The following is a 17601-nucleotide window of genomic DNA, read 5'->3' as shown; positions in this document are numbered from 1 at the left end:
CCAGCTGAGGACGCCGACGGACGGAATGAGCCGACGTCAGTCGTCGGTGTCGGGCATGACGCGCAGCCCGTCGAGCGGGAGCCCGACCGGCGGCTCGCCCTCGACGTAGAACGCACCAGTGAGGTCGGCCTCGGTGAGGTCGGCGCCCGTGAAGTCGGCGCTGGTGAGCTCGGTGTTGCGCAGGAGCGCCTCGCTCAGGTCGGCGTCGACGAAGATGCTGCCGGTGACGTCGACGTTCGTCAGGTCGGCCTCGCTCAGGTTGGCGCCCGTGAGGTCGGTGCGCTTGAGTTCGGCGTCCAGCAGGTCGGCGTCGGAGAAGTCGGCGCCGGCGAGGGGCAGGCCGCTGAGCTGCGCGCCGCGCAGGTTGAGGCTCGAGAACGGCAACACGGAGCTGTCGGCCATGACCGCTTCGCGCACGAAGAGGGAGTTGCCGAGCGATTCGGCGTTCGATTCGCGCTCGGCGGTGGTCGCCTGGTCGAGCGCGAACACGGCGAGTGAGACGACGAGGGCGAGCACCACGCCGCCGATCACCTCGAGCCACAGGTCGTCTCGGTTGCGGGCGAAGAATCCGCGGATGCCCGGGCGCGAGCTCGCGGCCGTGGCAGGTTCGGTCGTGACGGGGTCGGGCGGGGCGGGCTCGGTCACGGGGCCTCCTCAGGCGGCGGGTAGCACTCCTGCCAGGCTATCGAGCGCGTCCACTGGGTCGTCCCCGACGGGGATGAGCACGTGGTCGGTCGTGCCGGCCGAGTCGAGCTCGTCGAGCCGGGCGCGCACCTGCTGCGCGTCGCCGGCGAGGGACCGCGGCCCCCGCACGCCGAGCACGATCGGCGGCACGGTCGGTGGGAGCGCGCTGGGGTCGAGCGCGACGGGGTCGGCGCCCTCCGCGAGCGTCACGGCGTCACCGCGCAGGAGCGCGGAGAGCGACTGCACGTACCCGTCGAGGAACGTGAGCGGCTTGCGTGGCCAGATGCCGCGCGAGGCCATCCAGTCGGGCACGCCATGGCCGATGCCGACGTCGAGTCGACCAGGGTGCAGGGCTTCGAGGGTGGCGATCTCCATGGCGGTGAAGGCCACATTGCGGGCTGCCGCCGGCAGGATGCCGACCCCGATGCGGATGCTCGTGGTGCAGCCGAGCGCCACCGCGGCCTGCGCGATGCCACCGCGGTACCCGAGGTCTTCGACCACCCAGACCTCGTGGAACCCGAGCTGCTCGGCCCGCTGAACGAAGTCGATCACGTGGCCTGCGAGCAGGTCGCGGGGAAGCATGACACCGATGCGGGCTGGAGTGCTCATGCCGTCGATGCTAGGTGCTCCTGCGCGCTCGGGGTGAGGCGGCCGACGATCGCGGGCGCTTCGCCGATGAGGGTGTCGTCGGCGAGGGCCTCGACCATGAAGAGCGCGAAGTCGGTGCGCCGGGTGAGGTTGCTCGCGAGAACGGGGTCGCCGATGTGGCGGCTCCACACGGGCAGGCCCTGGCTCTCTCCCTCCTCCAGGTCGCTGCCGCGCACGAGGGTCCAGCGCCGGTCGCTCGCGAAGACGCGCCGAGCGGCTTCCACCTGGTCGTCGATGTCGATGACGCGCAGGAGGCGGGCGAGGATCGTGGAGACGCGCACGAGGGCGAGGAAGCGGCGCGAGTAGCGGTCGCGCTCATCGCGGGCGACGTGCCAGCCGCAGGAGAACACGAGCCGGGCATCCGGTTCGGCGTAGTCGAGCACGGCCTGCGCGGTGCCCGACGAGTACTTCTTCATGCCCCACGGCACGAGGACGGTCAGTACGCCGTCGCAGCCGGCGACGGCACGGCGGATGACGCTGCGGTCGTTCGTGTCGCCGGGCACGATCGTGATGCGGTCGGCGAGGTCGGCGAGCTTGTCGACGCTGCGCTCGCGGCAGACGCCGACGACCTCGTAGCCGCGGTCGAGGGCGTGGCGGATCATGTACTGGCCGAGCTTGCCGGAGGCCCCGACGATGCAGATGCGGCGGAGGGTGGGCGTCGTCATGGTGTCTCCTCGTGTCGGACGGGCACTTACGGTGTAAGTCAGCATAGACTTACGATGTAAGCAAAGCAAGACGAGGATTCGAGGCACCTATGGCAGACACCGGGCGCCGCCGTGCCGCTCCGCGCCGGCCGCTCAGTCGGGAGCGCATCGTGGATGCCGCTCTCGCGCTCGCCGACAGCGCCGGGCTGCCCGGCACGACCATGCGGGCGCTCGCCGGCGCGCTCGGAGTCGAGGCGATGTCGCTCTACAACCACGTGAAGAATCGCGACGATCTGCTCGACGGAATGGTCGACGCGGTCTTCGCGCAGATCGAGCTGCCGACCGGCGCGGGCGACTGGGCGGGGGAGATGCGGACGCGATCCCACTCCGCGCACGCCGTGCTCACGCGGCACCCGTGGGCGGTCGGCCTCATGGACTCGCGTCGCGCACCGGGCCCGGCGACCCTGCGTCACCACGACGCCGTGCTCGGGTCGTTGAGAGCGGGAGGCTTCAGCGTGGCGGGAGCGCTGCACGCCTTCTCGCTGCTGGACAGCTACCTGTACGGCTACTGCCTGCAAGAGCAGTCGCTGCCGTTCGACGGGCACGAGGAGCTCGTCGATGTCGCCGAGGGGATCGCCGCGAGCATGGGCGACGACTACCCCTGGCTCAGCGAGGCGATGACGCAGCGGGCGTTGGCACCCGACTACGCCTACGCCGACGAGTTCGCCGTGGGCCTCGACCTCATCCTGGGCGCCCTCGCGCCCGACGCGCAGCCCACCGACGCGTCCGCCGGGTGATGCGCGCCGAGCGTCTGTGCGGCCGCTAGTCTCACCAGCATGAGCCGCATCGTCGCCCCTCTTCTCGCCGGGCTCGTCGGCCTCGCCGTCGTCATCGGGGTCGGGGTCGGGGTCGCGATCCCCGCGGCGGAACGCGCGGTCGTCGCCGCGCTCGAGTGGGCGCTCGACGAGCCCGCGCAGCACGCCGACACCTCCGGCATTCCGACCGAGCCGGATGAGGACTTCGGCGAGGTGCAGGTCTACGACGTCCTCGCCGACGCCAGCCTCGAACCAGCGGCGAGCGGTACGGCCGCCGAGGTGTGGCAGCTGTTCGTGCGCATGGTCGGCGCCGACGCGGCAGGCGAGTCGATCATCCAGTACCGCGCCGGTGACGCTCCCGACAGCGACACTCTCGCCTACGTCTACCAGGACGCCGACCCGCAGTACTGGACCCTCGCCGTCAACCTCGCCGTCGCCGACGACCCGCAGCTTCTCGTCGCGACGCTCATCCACGAGTACGCACACGTGCTCAGCTTCGACGATGGCGAGTTCGTCACCGACGCGGCGTGTCCGACGCTCGCCCTCGTCGAAGGATGCGCGGCCGACGACAGCTACCTCTGGACGTTCTACGACACCTTCTGGGCGGGATACCCCGACGCGGTCGACGTCGAGAACCTCGACCCCGACCTCGCGTGGCAGTTCTACGAGACCTACGAGGAAGACTTCGTGAGCGACTACGCGGCGACGAACCTGGGGGAGGATCTCGCCGAGTCGTTCATGACGTACGTCATCGAGGACTCCGCCGACGGGCCGACGGTCGCGGCGCAGAAGCTGCGCTTCTTCGACCGGTATCCCGAGCTCGAGGCACTGCGCGAGCACATCCGCACCGAGCTCGCGGTCGAACTCGGTCTGCGCTGAACCCGTTCCGCTCCCTACGCGAAGAGCTGCCGGTACTCGCCGTAGCCTTCGGCCTCGAGCTCGTCGACAGGGATGAAGCGCAGCGCGGCGGAGTTCATGCAGTAGCGCAGGCCGCCAGCGTCGCGCGGTCCGTCGTCGAAGACGTGCCCGAGGTGGCTGTCGGCACCGCTCGAGCGCACCTCGGTGCGCGTCATCCACAGCGTGCGGTCGCTGCGCGTCGTGATGGCACCGGGCTCGATCGGCTTCGTGAAGCTGGGCCATCCGGTGCCGCTGTCGAACTTGTCGAGCGAGGTGAACAGCGGCTGGCCCGAGACGATGTCGACGTAGAGGCCCGGCTGCTTGTTGTCGTGGTACTCGTTGCGGAACGCCGGCTCGGTGCCATCCTTCTGCGTGACCTTGTACTGGATCGGCGTGAGACGGCTGAGGGCGTCGGCGGTGGCGCGGTACTCCTGCGACATGGGGTCCTCCTGAGGATGCTCGTGCCGCGGGCCGCGGCGCTACTCGAGTCAACCGCGCCGGGCTTTGCGTGGTTCCCGCTCCGGCGAAACTCTCAGACTGCGCGTTCCCTCCGAGCCAATGGAGGCAGCCCTGACATGATCGCCGGATGCGTCGACACTCCACCGCCGAGATGGCCCTCACCGCGAGCGGCCCCGCGCGCCTCGTGCTCTCGATCGCCGCGCAGGCGCCCACCGCGATGCTCGACGAGCACCTCGAGGTGACGCAGGAGGGGCGCCCGCTCGAGGTGACCGAGATCGTGGACCCGCACGGTACGCGCCTGCACCTGCTCGACGTGAGCGAGGGGGAAGTGCGGGTGACCTACCGCGCGGCCGTCGACGGTCGGGCCGACCCGCTCGCCGTGACGCCCCTCGACGAAGTCGTGTACCTGCGGCCCAGCCGCTACTGCGAGTCCGACTCGCTCGCCCCGACCGCGATTCGCGAGTTCTACGGCCTCAGCCGCACCGACCTGCTGTTCGGCGTGAGCTCGTGGGTGGGGGAGCGGCTGCAGTACGTGCCCGGGTCGAGCCTGCCCACCGACGGGGCCGTGCAGACGCTCCTCGCCGGCGATGGGGTGTGCCGCGACTACGCGCACCTCGTCGTCGCCCTGCTGCGCGCGCTCAACGTGCCCGCGCGGCTCGTCTCCGTCTACGCTCCCGGGCTCTCGCCCATGGACTTCCACGCCGTCGCCGAAGCCGCCATCGACGGCCGCTGGTGCGTCGTCGATGCGACGACCCTCGCGCCGCGGTCGTCGCTCGTGCGCATCGCGACCGGGCGGGACGCCTCCGACACTGCATTCCTCAGCATCCACGGTGCGGCCACGACGCTCGACGACCTCACCGTCACCGCCGTCGTCGACGAGCTGCCCAGCGACGACGTGACCGAACTCGTGTCGCTCGGGTAGATCGAGCCGGGTGCTTCGTACCCTGGCGGTGTGCCGCACCCGAACTCACGCCAGGCGAAGGCTGCGCGACGCCGCAAGCGCCGCATGGCCGCGGTCGAGCACGACCTCAGCCCCGCGCAGTGGGCGAGCCTGCGCGAGCTGTGGGGCGGCTGCGCCTACTGCGGGGCGACCGACCGTCCGCTGCAGCGCGATTGCGTGCAGCCCATCGCGCGCGGTGGGCGCTACACGCTCGACAACATCGTGCCGGCGTGCGGCTCGTGCAACGCGAGCAAGAGCAACGACGAGGCGACGAGCTGGATGCGCCGCAAGCGCCTCGACGAGCGCGCCTTCCTCACGCGGCTCGTGGAGGTGCGTGGGCACCTCGTCGCGACGACGGGCCTCGAGCCCGACGCCTCCTAGGGTTCGTGCGCTGAGGAGCCCTTTCGCCACGCGAGCCACAGCGCGAGGCCCGCGCCCGCGAGCCCGGCGACGCAGGCCCAGCCCGTGGGGCCCACGACGGGGTGGTCGGCCGAGACGTCCATGCTGAGCCACACGAAGACGGCGAACGACGCGACGCCGAGAGCGGGCGCGAGCCAGCGCAGCGCGTCGCGCAGCACGCCCGGGGGTGCGGCGGGCAGCCCGCGCCGCACCAGGAGTGCGAGCCCGAGGAGAGCGAGGGCGAGCCCGATCCCGCCGAGGGCGAGGGAGGCGACGACCGGCCAGATCGTGCCGGCTTGTGTCGCCCGCAGGGCATCCGCGTCGGGGCCCGCGAACGTGCCGGCAGGGAAGTCGAGCATGGCGCCGACGTCGCGCACGGTGAGCTCCCAGGGGTACCCCTCGCGCTCGTCCTGGCCGAGGACGATCGTGCGCGAGAGCATCCCGTCCTCCCGCTCGAGCGTCTCGAGAACCGCCTCGCCGTCGCCCAGCTCGCTGGTCTCGCCGAAGGGGACGACCGCGTGCACCCAGTCGGCGGCGCGCTCGGCGGAGTCCGTGTCGATCGTCGTCCAGCCCGCTTGCGTCGCCGCGTCGAGCAGCTCGAGCGGCACGCGCAGTTCGACACGCAGGGGGTCGAGCAGGCCGTCCTCGCCGCCGTACTCGTACTCCCAGCCGTCGAGCAGCGCCGCCCAGCGCACGCGGTCGACAATCTCGCCACCCGGGTGCGCGTGCGTCGCGTAGGCGGCGGACGCCATCGTGTACTCGATGCGCACCTCGTGCAGTCCCGCGAGCGGCGTGGCGAGGGCCGTGCGCATCGCGAGGGTGTCGCCGTCCGTCTCGGTCGCGAACTCGACGGGGTCGCCGTCGAGAGAGACGCTCCGGATGCCCAGCTCGAGATCCTGGCCGTCCACGGTGCTGCGCCAATTGCGCACGAGCTGGGGCGGCAGTGAGCTGCCCTCCTCGAAGAGCACCTCGAGCGACTCGGTCGCGACGAGCACGGCGCGGCCGTCGTCGCCGCGGCTGAGCTCGGCGCTCACGGCGAACGACTCGACCTGGGTCCACGCGCTGCCGGGCACGTCGCCCGTGTAGGCGAGGTAGCGGTCGGGGCCGACGAAGGGGTTCGGTAGGACGGCGGCGACCGCGATGGCGCCCACGGCGACGAGGAGCGCGAGGCCGCGGACGGCGAGGCGGGGGCCGGTCAGGTAGTCGCCCGTGTGCCAGCTGCGGCGGGGCAAGGGCCCGCCCAGCTCGGTCTCGACACGCCGCGTGATCGCCCCGCCCGCCTCGCGTGGCGGCGCGAGCAGCACGGCGTAGGGCAGCACGGCCTCGCGCAGGGTGCCGCGCTCGAGCAGCGACGTCCGCTCCGCGTACACCCCGATGCCGCGCAGATGCTGCTTGAGCAGGGCGCCCTCGGTCGTGAGCGGCCGCGCCGTGAGGGCGAGCGCGAGCACGATCGCCGCGATGAGGGTCGACGCGGCGACGAAGGCGACGGGCCACCACACGACCGCGAGCGGAGCCTGGTAGGAGAGCTGCCGCACGAGACCCCACTGCACGAGCGTGAGGGCGAGCGGGGCGGCGATGAACGTGTCGCGCACGAACCCCCTCGGGATGCGCCGCAGCCCTCGTTGCAGCTGCAGGGCACGCTCGGGGCCGTCCGCGTAGAGCCGCAGCGCGCGCGGCACGTTGCCGAGGCGCCCTGTGCGGCGGGCTGCGCGGCCGACGGCGAGGAGGCGCGCGTGCTGAGCATCCGCGTTGCCCTTTCGGGGCGCGTGGCGCATCTCGTCGAGGCTCTCGGCGAGCTCGAGGGCGTGAGGCGCGCGCAGGATGTGCGCCGCGAGACCCGGGGTGATGCCCTTCGGCGGCTCGAACCGGGCGACGAACCACGGTCGGCCCCTCGCGTCGCTCCACGCGACCGCGCGCGCCGCGATCGCGAGGAGGAGGGTGACCAGCAGGAACGCGAGAGGTGCGAGCGGGCCGAAGGTCTGCACCCAGAACAGCGGCGACTGCGGGGGCATGACGATGCTGCCCGGCTCGAACACGACCGTGAACCACGCGTTGGCGTTCGGGGGAATGTTCTGGTCGTTGCTGAACGCGTAGTCGGTGCGCCCGTCAGGGCTCGTCTCCTCTGGCGTGAGCCACGCACCCGCGCCCACGATCGTCCACGCGAGGCTGCCGCGCGGCTGACGCACGAGGTTCGCGTCGAGCTCGTCGGGAAGGCTCACGGTCACGTCGAGCCCCGCGAGGCCCTGCGGCCAGGAGGCGCCGAAGACGTCCCACTCGAGCAACTGCACGGGTTCGCCGGTCGCGCGGTCGGTCGTCTCGTAGGCCAGGTGGTGCAGCGAGTAGTTCAGCACGAACTCGTGGTCGCCCTGCAGTCGCTCGCCCGCGTCGAGGTCGAGCGTCAGGCGTGTCGCGGTCGCCGTCTCGCCCACGTCGAGGGGCTCGCCGTCGAGCGTCGCCGAGACGCCGCTCGGCGCGAGGGCGTGCCCCTCGTACTCGGTCGCGAGCACGCGCTCGATGCCGCGCTCGTCGACCTCGTCGCCGAAGAAGGCCGTGATGCGTTCCTCGACAGTGACAACGAGCGTGCCGTCGTCGGCAAGATCGACCGTGTAATCGGCGGCGAAGTCGCGGGCGATCCACGTCTCGGTCGCCGTCGAGGCTGACGAGGTGATGTCGTCGAGCGTGAGGGGCGGGTTGAGGACGGGGCCGACGAGCAGGAACAGGCCGACCGCGGCGACCGCGCCCCAGAAGAAGCGGATACCGATGCGCAGCGCCTCGCCGCCGTGCGACCGCAACCATGCTTCGAGCGACAGCAGCCACCCGGAGAGCAGAGCCCACAGGAACGTGTGCCGCGGGGGGTCGTCGGCGATGCGCTCGTCGTCATGAAGGTCGTCGCTCACTCCGATGAGTCTAGGAGTGCTCGAGGCCCTGCTCGCGCGCCGATCGAGTGCTCAGGGGCGTTCGAGCCCGAGATCGACGAGCCGCACGTCGCCCGCGTAGTGCGACCCCGGCGCGCGCAGCAGCCCCGCCTTGACGGCGCCGAAGGTCACGGTCACGTCGGCGGGCAGCACCGTCGGGTCCGGTACAGAGCCGTCGTCGGCGTGCACGCCGCTCGGCAGGTCGACCGCGATGATCGCCGGGCGGTGGGCGCGGGCATCCCTGTCGGGGTCGTCGAGGCTCAGCAGCTCGCGAATGCGCGCGACTGTCGTGCGAGCGGTGCTGCGCAGCGCGGGGGAGTCGCTTCCGATGCCGAGGATTCCATCGAGAATCACTGCGCTGTCGCCCACTGCCGAGTCGAACTCGTCGCCCGCCTCGACCCACTCGGCTCCGGCCGCGAGGGCGGCCTCGGCGCCCTCCTCGTGCACGTGGCTGCCGGTCACGCGCACTCGCACGCGCGCCCCACCCTCGGCGAGCTCTGCCGCGGCGAACAGGGCATCGCCACCGTTGTCGCCGGAACCGCCGAGAACGAGGATGCCCGGCCCGCGCTCGACCGGAGTGCCACGATCCCGCAGCTCGTCGCGCACGTGCCCGGCGAGGGCCGCGGCCGCGCGTCGCATGAGCGGCTCACCGGCCTCGAGCAGGGGCGCCTCGGCCGCGCGCACCTCCTCGGCCGTCCAGCCGGTGAGGTGCTCGGGGAAGCCGTGCTCGCTCATGACCGAGAGGCTACCGGCGGGGCGTGCGGTGCGCGAGGACTCTCGGAACTCCCTGGGCGACTCTTGACCGCCGCGGTCTGCGCGGCCACGGTGGAGGCATGACTCCGACACCGAGCACTGCGCCCTCCACCGTGGACCACCTCGCCGACTCCGTCTCCAAGCTCGGCATCGGCACCGCCTACGGCGACCCCGTCGACATCGGCGGCACGAAGGTCACCCCCGTCGCCGTCACCTGGTTCGGCTTCGGTGCCGGTCCCGAGAACGATGGCGACGCGGCGACGGCCGGCGGCGGGGGAGGGGCGAGCATCCCGATCGGCGTCTACCAGCCGGGTGTGGACGGCCCCGCCTTCAAGCCCAACCTCATCGCGCTGCTCGCCGTGTCGATCCCGGTGCTGTGGGTCGGCGGTCGAGCACTCACGAGCATCATCAAGGCGCTCAAGAAGTAGCGGCGCCCCGGGCCTGTCGACCGCGTCGGGGGCGGGCGCTAGCGTTCGACTCATGGATGCTCGCGTCAACGTCATCACGCTCGCGGTCGATGACGTCGACCGCGCCCGCCAATTCTACGTCGACGGGCTCGGCTGGACGCCGAGCGTCGAGGTGTCAGGGGAGGTCGTCTTCGTGCCGATCACTCCCACCCTCATGCTGTCGCTATGGCGCCGGGAGGCCTTCGAGCAGGAGGTCGGCTCGGCAGCGGCAGCCGGCAGCTCGCCCATCGTGCTCGCCCACAACGTGCCGACGCCCGAAGCGGTGGACGACGCGCTCGAGGCTGCTGTGCGCGCCGGCGGCTCCGTTCTTCGCCCCGCCGAGCACCGCGAGTGGGGCGGCTACTCGGGCTACCTCGCCGACGTCGACGGCTACCGGTGGGAGGTGGCCTACAACCCTGGACCCCTTGGCGTCGCCCTCATGCAGGGCGAGGGGCTCGCCTGACGTCGCCATGCTCTAGCCTCGAAGCATCATGAGTGATCGTCCGCACTCCAGCGCCGTCGCGACCGCTCACGCCCGCAACACACAGCGGGCCTGGACCCTCGGCGGCTCGCTCGCGCTCGTCGCCGTGGTGCTCGATGCGAGCCTGGTCGGGCCATGGTTCGATCAGGGGTTCGCGCGAACCCTGCTGCTCGCGGCGGCCCTGATCGTCTTCGCGTTCGGCATCAGGGGCTCTGGCAGTGTCACGGGTCGCAGGCCCGTGGGCACCATCGCTCTTTGCCTGCTCGCCCTCACGCTCGTGATCGACTGGCTTCTCGGGCTCTCCCTGAACTGGTCGATCGTTCCGCTCACGGTCTCGGTCGCGGCAATGCAGGTGCTGCTCATCATGCAGTATGCCCTGGCCCTCGTCGCGGCCGAGCGCATCGGGAGGCTCGCGATCGTGCCGCGGCCCTGGAACTGGGCGCCCGCCATCGCCGTCGGCGTCCTCGCCCTCGTCGCGGCCCTGACGGCCGTGGTGTCGGTCGTCTCGCGGGACGCGCTCATGGTCCTCGCCCTGTTCCTCGGCAATGTGGGCGGCGTCATCGGCACTGCCGCCCTGGTCGGTCTCGGTGTTCTCGCGATCGTGCTGGGCGACCGCGCGGGTCGCGGACACCCGGCCTCCCCGTCGAGCTGACGCGCGCCGTTCGATGTCCCACACCCTTGCGCGGGGGAGCGCTGGGCGCTAACGTACAACCATATGGTTACACGAATGCACGAGCTCAGCGACTCGGAGGTCGATGCGATCTTCCACGCCCTCGCCGACCGCACTCGCCGCGACATCGTCGCGCGAGTGATCGAGCGCGAGCAGTCGGTGAGTGCGCTCGCCGAGCGCTACGTCATGAGCTTCGCCGCCGTGCAGAAGCACGTGGCGGTGCTGCAGAAGGCCGCGCTCGTGCGCAAGGAGCGCGACGGTCGGCAGCAGATCGTGCATGCCGAGGTCGAACGACTGCGGCGCGCGCAGCAGCTGCTCGACCGGTACGAGCAGCTGTGGCGTCACCGGGTGGACCGCATCGCGAGCATCCTCGACGAAGAAGGGCCCTGAATCATGACCATCGTGCGTACCGACAAGGACGCCTCTGCGCGCACCATGACGTTCGTCGCCGAGTTCGACGCCCCCGTCGATCGGCTGTGGCAGCTGTGGGAGGACCCGCAGAAGCTCGAGCGCTGGTGGGGCCCACCTGGCTACCCGGCGACGTTCAGCGAGTTCGAGTTCGCCCCCGGCGGTCGCGTGCTCTACCGCATGGTCGGCGATGAGGACGGCGAGCGGCTCGACGGGCACCTCGTCTTCCACAGCATCGAGGAACCGCGCGAGATCGTGTACACCGACGTGTTCGTGCCGAGCGAGGGCGGGGAGGGCGAGCCCGACAACCGCACCATCGTGACGTTCGAGTCGACCGAGCACGGCAGCCGCATGACCCTCGTGTGCACGTTCGACAGCGACGAAGCGTTCGAGGGGGCGCGCGAGTTCGGCGCCTTCGAGGGCTTCATCGCCTGCATCTCCCAGATCGACGACCTGCTCTCACCCTCGAAAGGCATCTCATGACCGTCATCGATGTGCAGAAAGACACCACGGCACTCACTCTCACCTTCGTCGCGGAGTTCGACGCCCCCGTCGACCGCGTGTGGCAGCTGTGGGCCGACCCGCGCAAGCTCGAGCGCTGGTGGGGGCCGCCCGAGTGGCCGGCCACCTTCACGCGGCACGAGCTGCACGAGGGCGGCACTGTGAACTACCACATGACCGGCCCGGACGGCACGATCGCGGGCGGCTGGTGGACCGTGACAGCGGTGGATGCTCCGCGCATGCTCGCCTTCGACGACGGTTTCGCCGACGACGACGGGCAGCCGCACCCCGACATGCCCGTGACGAGCGCGGTCGTGACGCTCGAGCCCGTAGTGGAGGGCCGCACGCGTCAGACGCTCGTGTCGACCTTCCCGAGCCTCGAGGTGCTCGAGCAACTCGTCGGCATGGGCATGGAGGAGGGCATGCGTCAGGCGATGAGCCAGGCCGACGCGATCCTCGCCGAGGGCTGACCGCCGCGCGCCTCAGCCGCCGCCCCCGCCCGCGTCTCCACAATTCAGGAGCTCGCGCACGATGAGGCGCGCGACACGCCCGTCGGCGGGTTGTAGCGCCCCGTTAAGCGACTCCACTCCTGAATTCTGGAGATGCCCGGGGGTGGGCAGCGGCGGGCGCGGGGGAGTTCTCAGCAGGGCCACAGGCGACTCGGTAATCTGAGAGCACTGACTCACCGATGCCTGGAGGCACCGAACACCCGTGGATCGCACCGCGAAGACAACAGGGTCGTCGTCTGACGACCCGAGCCATAGTCGATCTGACCATCGTTCTCGTCACGCAGGCCTTTTCGACCTCGTGCGCATCTCCCTCGTGAGCCGATCGTGATCGAGGCCATCGTCTCGCTGCTCGTCGGCGTCGTCGTGATCATCGTGATCATCGCCGCGAACGGCTACTTCGTCGCGCAGGAGTTCGCCTACATGTCGGTCGACCGAGTGCGCCTCGCGGCGCGCGCGGCCGACGGTGACAAGGCCGCCGAGCGCGCGCTCGCCGTCACGAAGCGCAACTCGTTCATGCTCTCGGGCGCCCAGCTCGGCATCACCATCACGGGCCTGCTCGTCGGATACGTCGCCGAGCCGCTCGTCGGCGAGTCCCTCGGGCAGCTGCTGGGCGGCGTCGGCGTGCCGGCGGCCGTGAGCATCACCGTCGGCACGGTGCTCGCCCTCGTCGTCGCGACCGTCGTGCAGATGATCTTCGGCGAGCTCTTCCCCAAGAACCTCGCGATCGCGAACGCCGAGCCGCTCGCGCGCTGGCTCGCCCGCTCGACCACCATCTACCTCGCTGTGTTCGGCTGGCTCATCACCGTGTTCGACGCCTCGGCGAACCTGCTGCTCAAGGCACTGCGCATCGAGCCCGTGCACGACGTCGACTCGAGCGCGACCGCGGTCGACCTGGAGCGCATCATCGGCGACTCGCGCGACAGCGGCGACCTGCCCGAAGAGCTGTCGCTCATGCTCGATCGCATCCTCGACTTCCCGCAGCAGGACGTCGAGCACGCGATGATCCCGCGCTCGCAGGTCGACATCGCACGGCCCGGCACGACGCTCGCCGAGATTCGCGAGCTCATGGCGACGGCCCACACGCGCTACCCGGTGATCGGTGAAGACGAGCAGCCGCTCGGCGTGATCCACCTCATCGACGTGCTCGAGACGACCCTCGGGGGAGACACACCCGTCGCCGAGCTCATGCGCCCGACGATCGTGCTGCCCACCCTCATGCGGCTGCCCGACGCGCTCACCCAGCTCACGTCGACGCGCAACGAGCTGGCGTGCGTCATCGACGAGTACGGCGGCTTCGCGGGCGTCCTCACGCTCGAAGACCTCGCGGAGGAGGTCATCGGCGAGATCACCGACGAGCACGATCAGGATGTGAGCGAGCTCGTCGTGCCCGACGGCGACGACATCTGGCTCATGGACGGCGACGTGCACGTCGACGAGGTGGAGCGCGCCGTCGGCCATGATCTCCCGCGCGGCGACTACGAGACGATCGCCGGTCTGCTCATCGCCGCGCGAGGCGAGCTTCCCGCGGCAGGCGACACCGTGACGGTGGAGCTGCCCATCGACGGCGCCGATCTCGTGGAGGACCACCCGCCCACTCGCCATCTCGAGGTCGACGTGCTCGAGGTGGATCGCCACGTGCCGAGCGAGGTGCGCGTTCGCCTCATCGAGACGCCCGGCCGCTCCGACGACGCGGATGCTCCACCGACGCCCGACGACGCGGACGACCCGCGCGAGACCGAGGAGGCGGGCCGATGAACGGCTGGGTCGTCTTTGCCGCGACGGTCGCGCTCATCGCCCTGAGCGCGTTCTTCGTCGTCATCGAGTTCTCGCTGCTCGGTGCCCGCCGCCATCGTCTGGAGGAGCAGGCCACCACGAGCAGGTCGGCGCGAGCCGCCCTCAAGGGCGTCAACGAGCTCACGATGATGCTCGCGGTCGCGCAGCTCGGCATCACGGCGTGCACCTTCGCGCTCGGCGCGGTCACGAAACCGGCCGTCGACGCGTGGCTGGGCCCGCTGTTCACCTCGTGGGGACTCGTGGAATGGGCATCCGATGCGACCGCCTTCGCGCTCTCCCTGCTGCTCGTGACGTTCCTGCATCTCGTCGTCGGAGAGATGGCGCCGAAGTCGTGGGCGATCGCGCACCCAGAGGTGTCGGCGCGCATCATCGGCATTCCCTCGCGATTCTTCGTCAACGTCTTCCGGCCGCTGCTGCGCTGGGTCAATGCGATCGCCAACCGGCTGGTGGCCGCGACGGGCGTCGAACCTGTCGACCGCGCGGCCGTCGGCGGTCAGGATGCCGACACGATTCGCCAGCTCGTGGAGCACTCGGCGCAGGCGGGTGTGCTCGAGCCGGAGTTCCGCCGGCAGATCAGCGGCATCATCGACCTGCAGTCGCTCACGGTCGAGTCGCTCGTCTCGGCCGACAGCCCGCCTACGTCCGTGCCCGCCAGCGCGACCGTCGCCGACGTGCACGAAGTCGCGATGGCCTCGGGCCACCTGCGCATCCTTCTGGATACGGAGAGCGGCGCTCCGGATGTCGTGCACGTGCGCGACACGCTGCTCGCCGCGCCGCAGTCGCCGGCCGCCGCGACCGCGCGCCCGGCCTACGTGATCGCTTCGGGAACCCCCGTGTACGAGGTCATGTCGCGCATGCGCGAGGCGAGCGTGCAGCTCGCGGTCGTCATGGACGGCGAGAGGATGCTCGGGGTCGTGACTCTCGCGGACGTCCTGAGGCGCGTTCTGCCGCAGACGGTGTAGTCGCGCGTCCTGCGGCTAGTGCGAGCGCAGCAGCTCGATGAGCTCCTCCTTGCGCAGGTCGCTGTAGCCGCTGAGGTCGAGCTCCCGCGCGCGGTCTCGTAGCTCCTCCACCGTCCACTCCTCGTAGGGCGGCGCGTCGCCTCCGCGCGACCCGACAGTGCTCTCGCCGTCGCGCGCCGCAGCGTTGGAGATGCGAGCCGCCTTCTCCTTCGACGCGCCGTCATCGCGCAGCTTCTCGTACATCTCGGGGTTCTTCAGGCTCGGATTGTCGTTGTTCTCGGGCATGGTCGTCCCTCCTTCGGTCGGTCGGTCGGTCGGTCGCGTGCACCCTAGCGAGACTGCCGGGTCGTGCACTCAGGTGCGACCATGGAGGCATGACGAAGGAACTGCACATCACGGGTGATGCCGACGCCGACCGCCTGCTCTCGACCGAGCCGCTCGCCCTGCTCATCGGCATGCTCCTCGACCAGCAGGTCGCCATGGAGGTCGCGTTCGCGGGGCCGGCGAAGATTCGCGACCGGCTCGGGTCGTTCGATGCCCGCGCCATCGCCGCGCACGACCCCGAGAAGTTCGCCGCGCTGTGCGCGCAGTCGCCCGCTGTGCACCGCTTCCCCGGCTCGATGGCCGCGCGCATCCAGACCCTGTGCGCGCAGCTCGTGAGCGACTGGGAGGGTGACGCCGCGGCAGTGTGGACGCGGGGCGAGCCCGACGGCGCGGAGGTTCTGAGGCGGCTGAAGGCACTGCCCGGCTTCGGCGAGCAGAAGGCGCGCATCTTCCTCGCCCTCCTCGGCAAGCAGTACGGTGTGGACGCGCCCGGGTGGCGCGAGGCGGCCGGGGACTACGCGGTGGAAGGCTCACGCCGCTCGGTCGCCGACATCACGAGCCCCGAGACGCTCGCCGAGGTGCGGGAGTTCAAGCGCGCTGCCAAGGCGGCGAAGAAGGCTACGTCGTAGCGCTGCTACCTGCCCCGCGCACGGAGACCGCCCACGCGATGACGGCGACGACGCAGTAGACGGCGTAGCCGATGCCCCACGCGAGGTAGTCCAGCTCGACCCACTGCCAAGAGTCCGGCAGGGGGATCAGCACGAAGAGGAAGGCGCCCACCGCGATCGCGTAGAGGCCGACCCACACGAGGCGGCTCCACTGCCACACGGCCCGGCCGAGGAGGCCACGCAGGGGCAGCAGAGCGATGGGCAGGGCCGAGAAGCCAGCGATGGTGATTGCCGCGAGGCATTCGAGTGCGAGGAGCTGCAGAAGGTCGGGGTTGTCGAAGACGGGTACGAGCAGACTGTAACCCGCCCATGCCGCAGCGCCGGTGACGACCATGAAACCCGCGAGCATCAGGGCCGAGCCGGCACGAGCGCGCTCGCTGATCGAGCCCGCGAACCCCACTCCCGCGACGAGACCAAAGACCACGCCGGGCTGGAAGCCGCTCACGATACTGAACGCGACAGCGGTGATGACGAACAGCAACGTGAGGGGCCGGAATTCGATGCGCGGTCGCCACTGGGGCCGGATCGAGCGCATGACGGCGGTGACGACCGCCCATCCGAGGGCGATGACGACGAGGAATCCGGCGGCGATGCCCGCTGCCGTGCGCCAGCCTGCCGCATCGAAAGCGAATTCGGGGTCGACGTAGGTCGAGGCGGTGGCGGCCACCAGCAACCCGGCGAGGGCGGCGGGCCAGCCGAGTACCGTGAGCGGCGGGCGCGCGGAGGGGTCAGCCGGCGCGAGCCCCCGCGCACGCCGCCGCTGCTCGGCGCGGTCCGTCACTCGCTCGCTCGTCGCGTCGAGCAGAACGGTGGGCAACGCGATGAGGATGCTCAAGACGATGGCGCCTGTGACGCTCCACAGTGCGGCAGAGGGGGTTCCGATACTGCGAAAGGGGCGCAGTGTGGAAAGGACGCCGGGGTCGTCCCAGTCCCGCGCCTCTGTTGCGACGGCCGGCTCGATGGTGGCCGTGGTCGGCATCGGGCTCGCGGTCTCGGTCGGCGTGAGGGTCGGTGTCGGCGTGGGCGTCGGGCACGTGCCGTCGCTGAGGCAGGAGGCCCCGGAGACGTAGGAGAGCGTGCCGCTCACCGTGGCGGCGGACGCGGTCGCGGTCGAGCCGTCCGGGCAGCTCGTCGAGACAGGTGCCGACTGCCTCGTGACGATGGCCGCATCGGGTGTCGCGTCGACGGTCACGGCGCCGGCGCCGATGAAACGCAACTGGCAGATGTCTCCGTAGTAGGGGAGGTCGGCGCTGGCGCGACCCGCCGCGAAGGGCAGTGCCTGGTCGTTCGTCGGTGAAGCGACGAAGTCGCCCCCGGTGATGACGACGAGAGCGGTGCAGCTGGCGTCGTTGGCGCACTCGACCGTGAGTCGAGCGGTGACGTCGACGGTGAAACCGTCGGACGAGGAGAGTTGCATGCCGCCTTCGTACACGATGGTTCCCCCTGACTCTGCCGTCTCGGCAGATGCAGATGCAGGTGCCGGGAGCAGGGAGAGAGCGATGCTCATGAGGAGTGCGGGTGCCGCCATGCACACCGCCACGACGAAGCGCCGACGACGGGGGAAACGGGGACCGGTCACGGGCTCCTCCTCGAGGCCAGCGCCGTCTCGGAGCAGCGACGCCACCGTCAACCGTAAAGCGAGCTCGTGTCACAGAGGTTTCGCGCGTGCAACGAGCACGAGACG

At 70.8% G+C, this 17601-nt stretch carries 21 protein-coding genes; 13 read left to right on the top strand and 8 right to left on the bottom strand.

What is annotated here, in order from left to right:
* Positions 1-36: 36 nt before the first annotated feature.
* From IE160_RS07285 to IE160_RS07275, 3 genes are read right to left on the bottom strand one after another with little or no spacing between them, the layout of a single operon-like run.
* Positions 37-645 carry a pentapeptide repeat-containing protein gene (locus IE160_RS07285; RefSeq protein ID WP_191150666.1) on the bottom strand — a complete coding sequence of 203 codons (609 nt, stop codon included), beginning with the start codon at positions 643-645 and terminating at the stop codon, positions 37-39.
* 9 nt (positions 646-654) lie between these two features.
* The gene (locus IE160_RS07280) at positions 655-1293 is read right to left on the bottom strand and encodes an LLM class flavin-dependent oxidoreductase (RefSeq protein WP_191150665.1); all 639 of its coding nucleotides are present in this window, start codon (positions 1291-1293) and stop codon (positions 655-657) included.
* Positions 1290-1997 (bottom strand): NAD(P)-dependent oxidoreductase, encoded by a 708-nt coding sequence (locus IE160_RS07275; protein ID WP_191150664.1) that lies wholly within the window; start codon positions 1995-1997, stop codon positions 1290-1292. Before IE160_RS07275 ends, IE160_RS07280 begins: the two co-directional genes overlap by 4 nt.
* Before the next feature lie 89 nt (positions 1998-2086).
* Here IE160_RS07275 and IE160_RS07270 point away from each other — a divergent pair, with 89 nt between their 5' ends.
* Together IE160_RS07270 and IE160_RS07265 are read left to right on the top strand one after the other, a co-directional pair.
* Positions 2087-2773 (top strand): TetR/AcrR family transcriptional regulator, encoded by a 687-nt coding sequence (locus IE160_RS07270; protein ID WP_191150663.1) that lies wholly within the window; start codon positions 2087-2089, stop codon positions 2771-2773.
* Between the two features lie 39 nt (positions 2774-2812).
* Positions 2813-3670 carry an NADH:ubiquinone oxidoreductase subunit 4 (chain M) gene (locus IE160_RS07265; RefSeq protein ID WP_191150662.1) on the top strand — a complete coding sequence of 286 codons (858 nt, stop codon included), beginning with the start codon at positions 2813-2815 and terminating at the stop codon, positions 3668-3670.
* A gap of 14 nt (positions 3671-3684) precedes the next feature.
* On the opposite strand, the gene msrB is transcribed toward IE160_RS07265, so the two are convergent.
* On the bottom strand, positions 3685-4128 hold the full coding sequence (gene msrB / locus IE160_RS07260) for a peptide-methionine (R)-S-oxide reductase MsrB (protein WP_179872004.1): 444 nt from the start codon (positions 4126-4128) through the stop codon (positions 3685-3687).
* Between the two features lie 146 nt (positions 4129-4274).
* On the opposite strand from msrB, the gene IE160_RS07255 reads away from it, so the two are divergent.
* Both IE160_RS07255 and IE160_RS07250 read left to right on the top strand, forming a co-directional pair.
* Complete coding sequence (locus tag IE160_RS07255; protein ID WP_191150661.1) at positions 4275-5069, top strand: transglutaminase-like domain-containing protein; 795 nt, start codon at positions 4275-4277, stop codon at positions 5067-5069.
* Between the two features lie 30 nt (positions 5070-5099).
* The gene (locus tag IE160_RS07250; protein ID WP_224744407.1) at positions 5100-5468 is read left to right on the top strand and encodes an HNH endonuclease; all 369 of its coding nucleotides are present in this window, start codon (positions 5100-5102) and stop codon (positions 5466-5468) included.
* Here IE160_RS07250 and IE160_RS07245 read toward each other — a convergent pair.
* Together IE160_RS07245 and IE160_RS07240 are read right to left on the bottom strand one after the other, a co-directional pair.
* Positions 5465-8383 (bottom strand): DUF2207 domain-containing protein, encoded by a 2919-nt coding sequence (locus tag IE160_RS07245; protein ID WP_191150660.1) that lies wholly within the window; start codon positions 8381-8383, stop codon positions 5465-5467. The genes IE160_RS07250 and IE160_RS07245 overlap by 4 nt on opposite strands.
* Positions 8384-8434: 51 nt before the next feature.
* Positions 8435-9136: an NAD(P)H-hydrate epimerase gene (locus IE160_RS07240; RefSeq protein WP_191150659.1), complete on the bottom strand. Its 702-nt coding sequence runs from the start codon at positions 9134-9136 to the stop codon at positions 8435-8437.
* Between the two features lie 98 nt (positions 9137-9234).
* Here IE160_RS07240 and IE160_RS07235 point away from each other — a divergent pair, with 98 nt between their 5' ends.
* The 8 genes from IE160_RS07235 to IE160_RS07200 all read left to right on the top strand — a co-directional run bounded on the left by IE160_RS07235 (position 9235) and on the right by IE160_RS07200 (position 14925).
* Positions 9235-9582, top strand: coding sequence for a hypothetical protein (locus IE160_RS07235; protein WP_191150658.1), 348 nt, complete (start codon positions 9235-9237; stop codon positions 9580-9582).
* Between the two features lie 52 nt (positions 9583-9634).
* On the top strand, positions 9635-10063 hold the full coding sequence (locus tag IE160_RS07230; RefSeq protein ID WP_191150657.1) for a VOC family protein: 429 nt from the start codon (positions 9635-9637) through the stop codon (positions 10061-10063).
* Positions 10064-10091: 28 nt separating this feature from the next.
* Entirely contained in the window at positions 10092-10733 is a 642-nt protein-coding gene (locus tag IE160_RS07225) for a hypothetical protein (RefSeq protein WP_191150656.1), read from the top strand.
* A 75-nt stretch (positions 10734-10808) separates the two neighbouring features.
* Positions 10809-11141 (top strand): ArsR/SmtB family transcription factor, encoded by a 333-nt coding sequence (locus IE160_RS07220; RefSeq protein WP_224744406.1) that lies wholly within the window; start codon positions 10809-10811, stop codon positions 11139-11141.
* Between the two features lie 3 nt (positions 11142-11144).
* Positions 11145-11642, top strand: coding sequence for an SRPBCC family protein (locus IE160_RS07215; protein ID WP_191150654.1), 498 nt, complete (start codon positions 11145-11147; stop codon positions 11640-11642).
* Entirely contained in the window at positions 11639-12130 is a 492-nt protein-coding gene (locus tag IE160_RS07210) for an SRPBCC family protein (protein WP_191150653.1), read from the top strand. The genes IE160_RS07215 and IE160_RS07210 overlap by 4 nt, the downstream gene beginning before the upstream one ends.
* A 363-nt stretch (positions 12131-12493) precedes the next feature.
* Positions 12494-13924: a hemolysin family protein gene (locus IE160_RS07205; RefSeq protein ID WP_191150652.1), complete on the top strand. Its 1431-nt coding sequence runs from the start codon at positions 12494-12496 to the stop codon at positions 13922-13924.
* A complete protein-coding gene (locus IE160_RS07200) occupies positions 13921-14925 on the top strand; it encodes a CNNM domain-containing protein (RefSeq protein WP_191150651.1) in 1005 nt (334 codons plus the stop codon). The genes IE160_RS07205 and IE160_RS07200 overlap by 4 nt, the downstream gene beginning before the upstream one ends.
* Positions 14926-14940: 15 nt before the next feature.
* On the opposite strand, the gene IE160_RS07195 is transcribed toward IE160_RS07200, so the two are convergent.
* Complete coding sequence (locus IE160_RS07195; RefSeq protein ID WP_179871995.1) at positions 14941-15210, bottom strand: DUF7218 family protein; 270 nt, start codon at positions 15208-15210, stop codon at positions 14941-14943.
* 89 nt (positions 15211-15299) lie between these two features.
* Here IE160_RS07195 and IE160_RS07190 point away from each other — a divergent pair, with 89 nt between their 5' ends.
* A complete protein-coding gene (locus IE160_RS07190) occupies positions 15300-15878 on the top strand; it encodes an HhH-GPD-type base excision DNA repair protein (RefSeq protein WP_179871994.1) in 579 nt (192 codons plus the stop codon).
* Here the strand turns inward: IE160_RS07190 and IE160_RS07185 are convergent.
* The gene (locus tag IE160_RS07185) at positions 15868-17496 is read right to left on the bottom strand and encodes a hypothetical protein (RefSeq protein WP_191150650.1); all 1629 of its coding nucleotides are present in this window, start codon (positions 17494-17496) and stop codon (positions 15868-15870) included. The genes IE160_RS07190 and IE160_RS07185 overlap by 11 nt on opposite strands.
* Between the last annotated feature and the right edge of the window lie 105 nt (positions 17497-17601).

It is taken from the genome of Chryseoglobus sp. 28M-23, assembly GCF_014789785.1.
GTDB classification, from domain to species: Bacteria; Actinomycetota; Actinomycetes; order Actinomycetales; family Microbacteriaceae; genus Microcella; species Microcella indica.
The sequence above is the reverse complement of the archived record's forward strand: the minus strand, read 5'-3'. Positions and strand labels throughout refer to the sequence as shown.

Excerpts from the sequence above, each read along its gene's own strand:
- IE160_RS07195 (WP_179871995.1), bottom strand. The coding sequence starts at position 15,210 with ATGCCCGAGAACAACGACAATCCGAGCCTGAAGAACCCCGAGATGTAC.
- IE160_RS07190 (WP_179871994.1), top strand. The coding sequence starts at position 15,300 with ATGACGAAGGAACTGCACATCACGGGTGATGCCGACGCCGACCGCCTG.
- IE160_RS07210 (WP_191150653.1), top strand. The coding sequence starts at position 11,639 with ATGACCGTCATCGATGTGCAGAAAGACACCACGGCACTCACTCTCACC.
- IE160_RS07220 (WP_224744406.1), top strand. The coding sequence starts at position 10,809 with ATGCACGAGCTCAGCGACTCGGAGGTCGATGCGATCTTCCACGCCCTC.
- IE160_RS07225 (WP_191150656.1), top strand. The coding sequence starts at position 10,092 with ATGAGTGATCGTCCGCACTCCAGCGCCGTCGCGACCGCTCACGCCCGC.
- IE160_RS07280 (WP_191150665.1), bottom strand. The coding sequence starts at position 1,293 with ATGAGCACTCCAGCCCGCATCGGTGTCATGCTTCCCCGCGACCTGCTC.
- IE160_RS07255 (WP_191150661.1), top strand. The coding sequence starts at position 4,275 with ATGCGTCGACACTCCACCGCCGAGATGGCCCTCACCGCGAGCGGCCCC.
- IE160_RS07235 (WP_191150658.1), top strand. The coding sequence starts at position 9,235 with ATGACTCCGACACCGAGCACTGCGCCCTCCACCGTGGACCACCTCGCC.
- msrB (WP_179872004.1), bottom strand. The coding sequence starts at position 4,128 with ATGTCGCAGGAGTACCGCGCCACCGCCGACGCCCTCAGCCGTCTCACG.
- IE160_RS07270 (WP_191150663.1), top strand. The coding sequence starts at position 2,087 with ATGGCAGACACCGGGCGCCGCCGTGCCGCTCCGCGCCGGCCGCTCAGT.
- IE160_RS07265 (WP_191150662.1), top strand. The coding sequence starts at position 2,813 with ATGAGCCGCATCGTCGCCCCTCTTCTCGCCGGGCTCGTCGGCCTCGCC.
- IE160_RS07230 (WP_191150657.1), top strand. The coding sequence starts at position 9,635 with ATGGATGCTCGCGTCAACGTCATCACGCTCGCGGTCGATGACGTCGAC.
- IE160_RS07200 (WP_191150651.1), top strand. The coding sequence starts at position 13,921 with ATGAACGGCTGGGTCGTCTTTGCCGCGACGGTCGCGCTCATCGCCCTG.
- IE160_RS07240 (WP_191150659.1), bottom strand. The coding sequence starts at position 9,136 with ATGAGCGAGCACGGCTTCCCCGAGCACCTCACCGGCTGGACGGCCGAG.
- IE160_RS07215 (WP_191150654.1), top strand. The coding sequence starts at position 11,145 with ATGACCATCGTGCGTACCGACAAGGACGCCTCTGCGCGCACCATGACG.
- IE160_RS07275 (WP_191150664.1), bottom strand. The coding sequence starts at position 1,997 with ATGACGACGCCCACCCTCCGCCGCATCTGCATCGTCGGGGCCTCCGGC.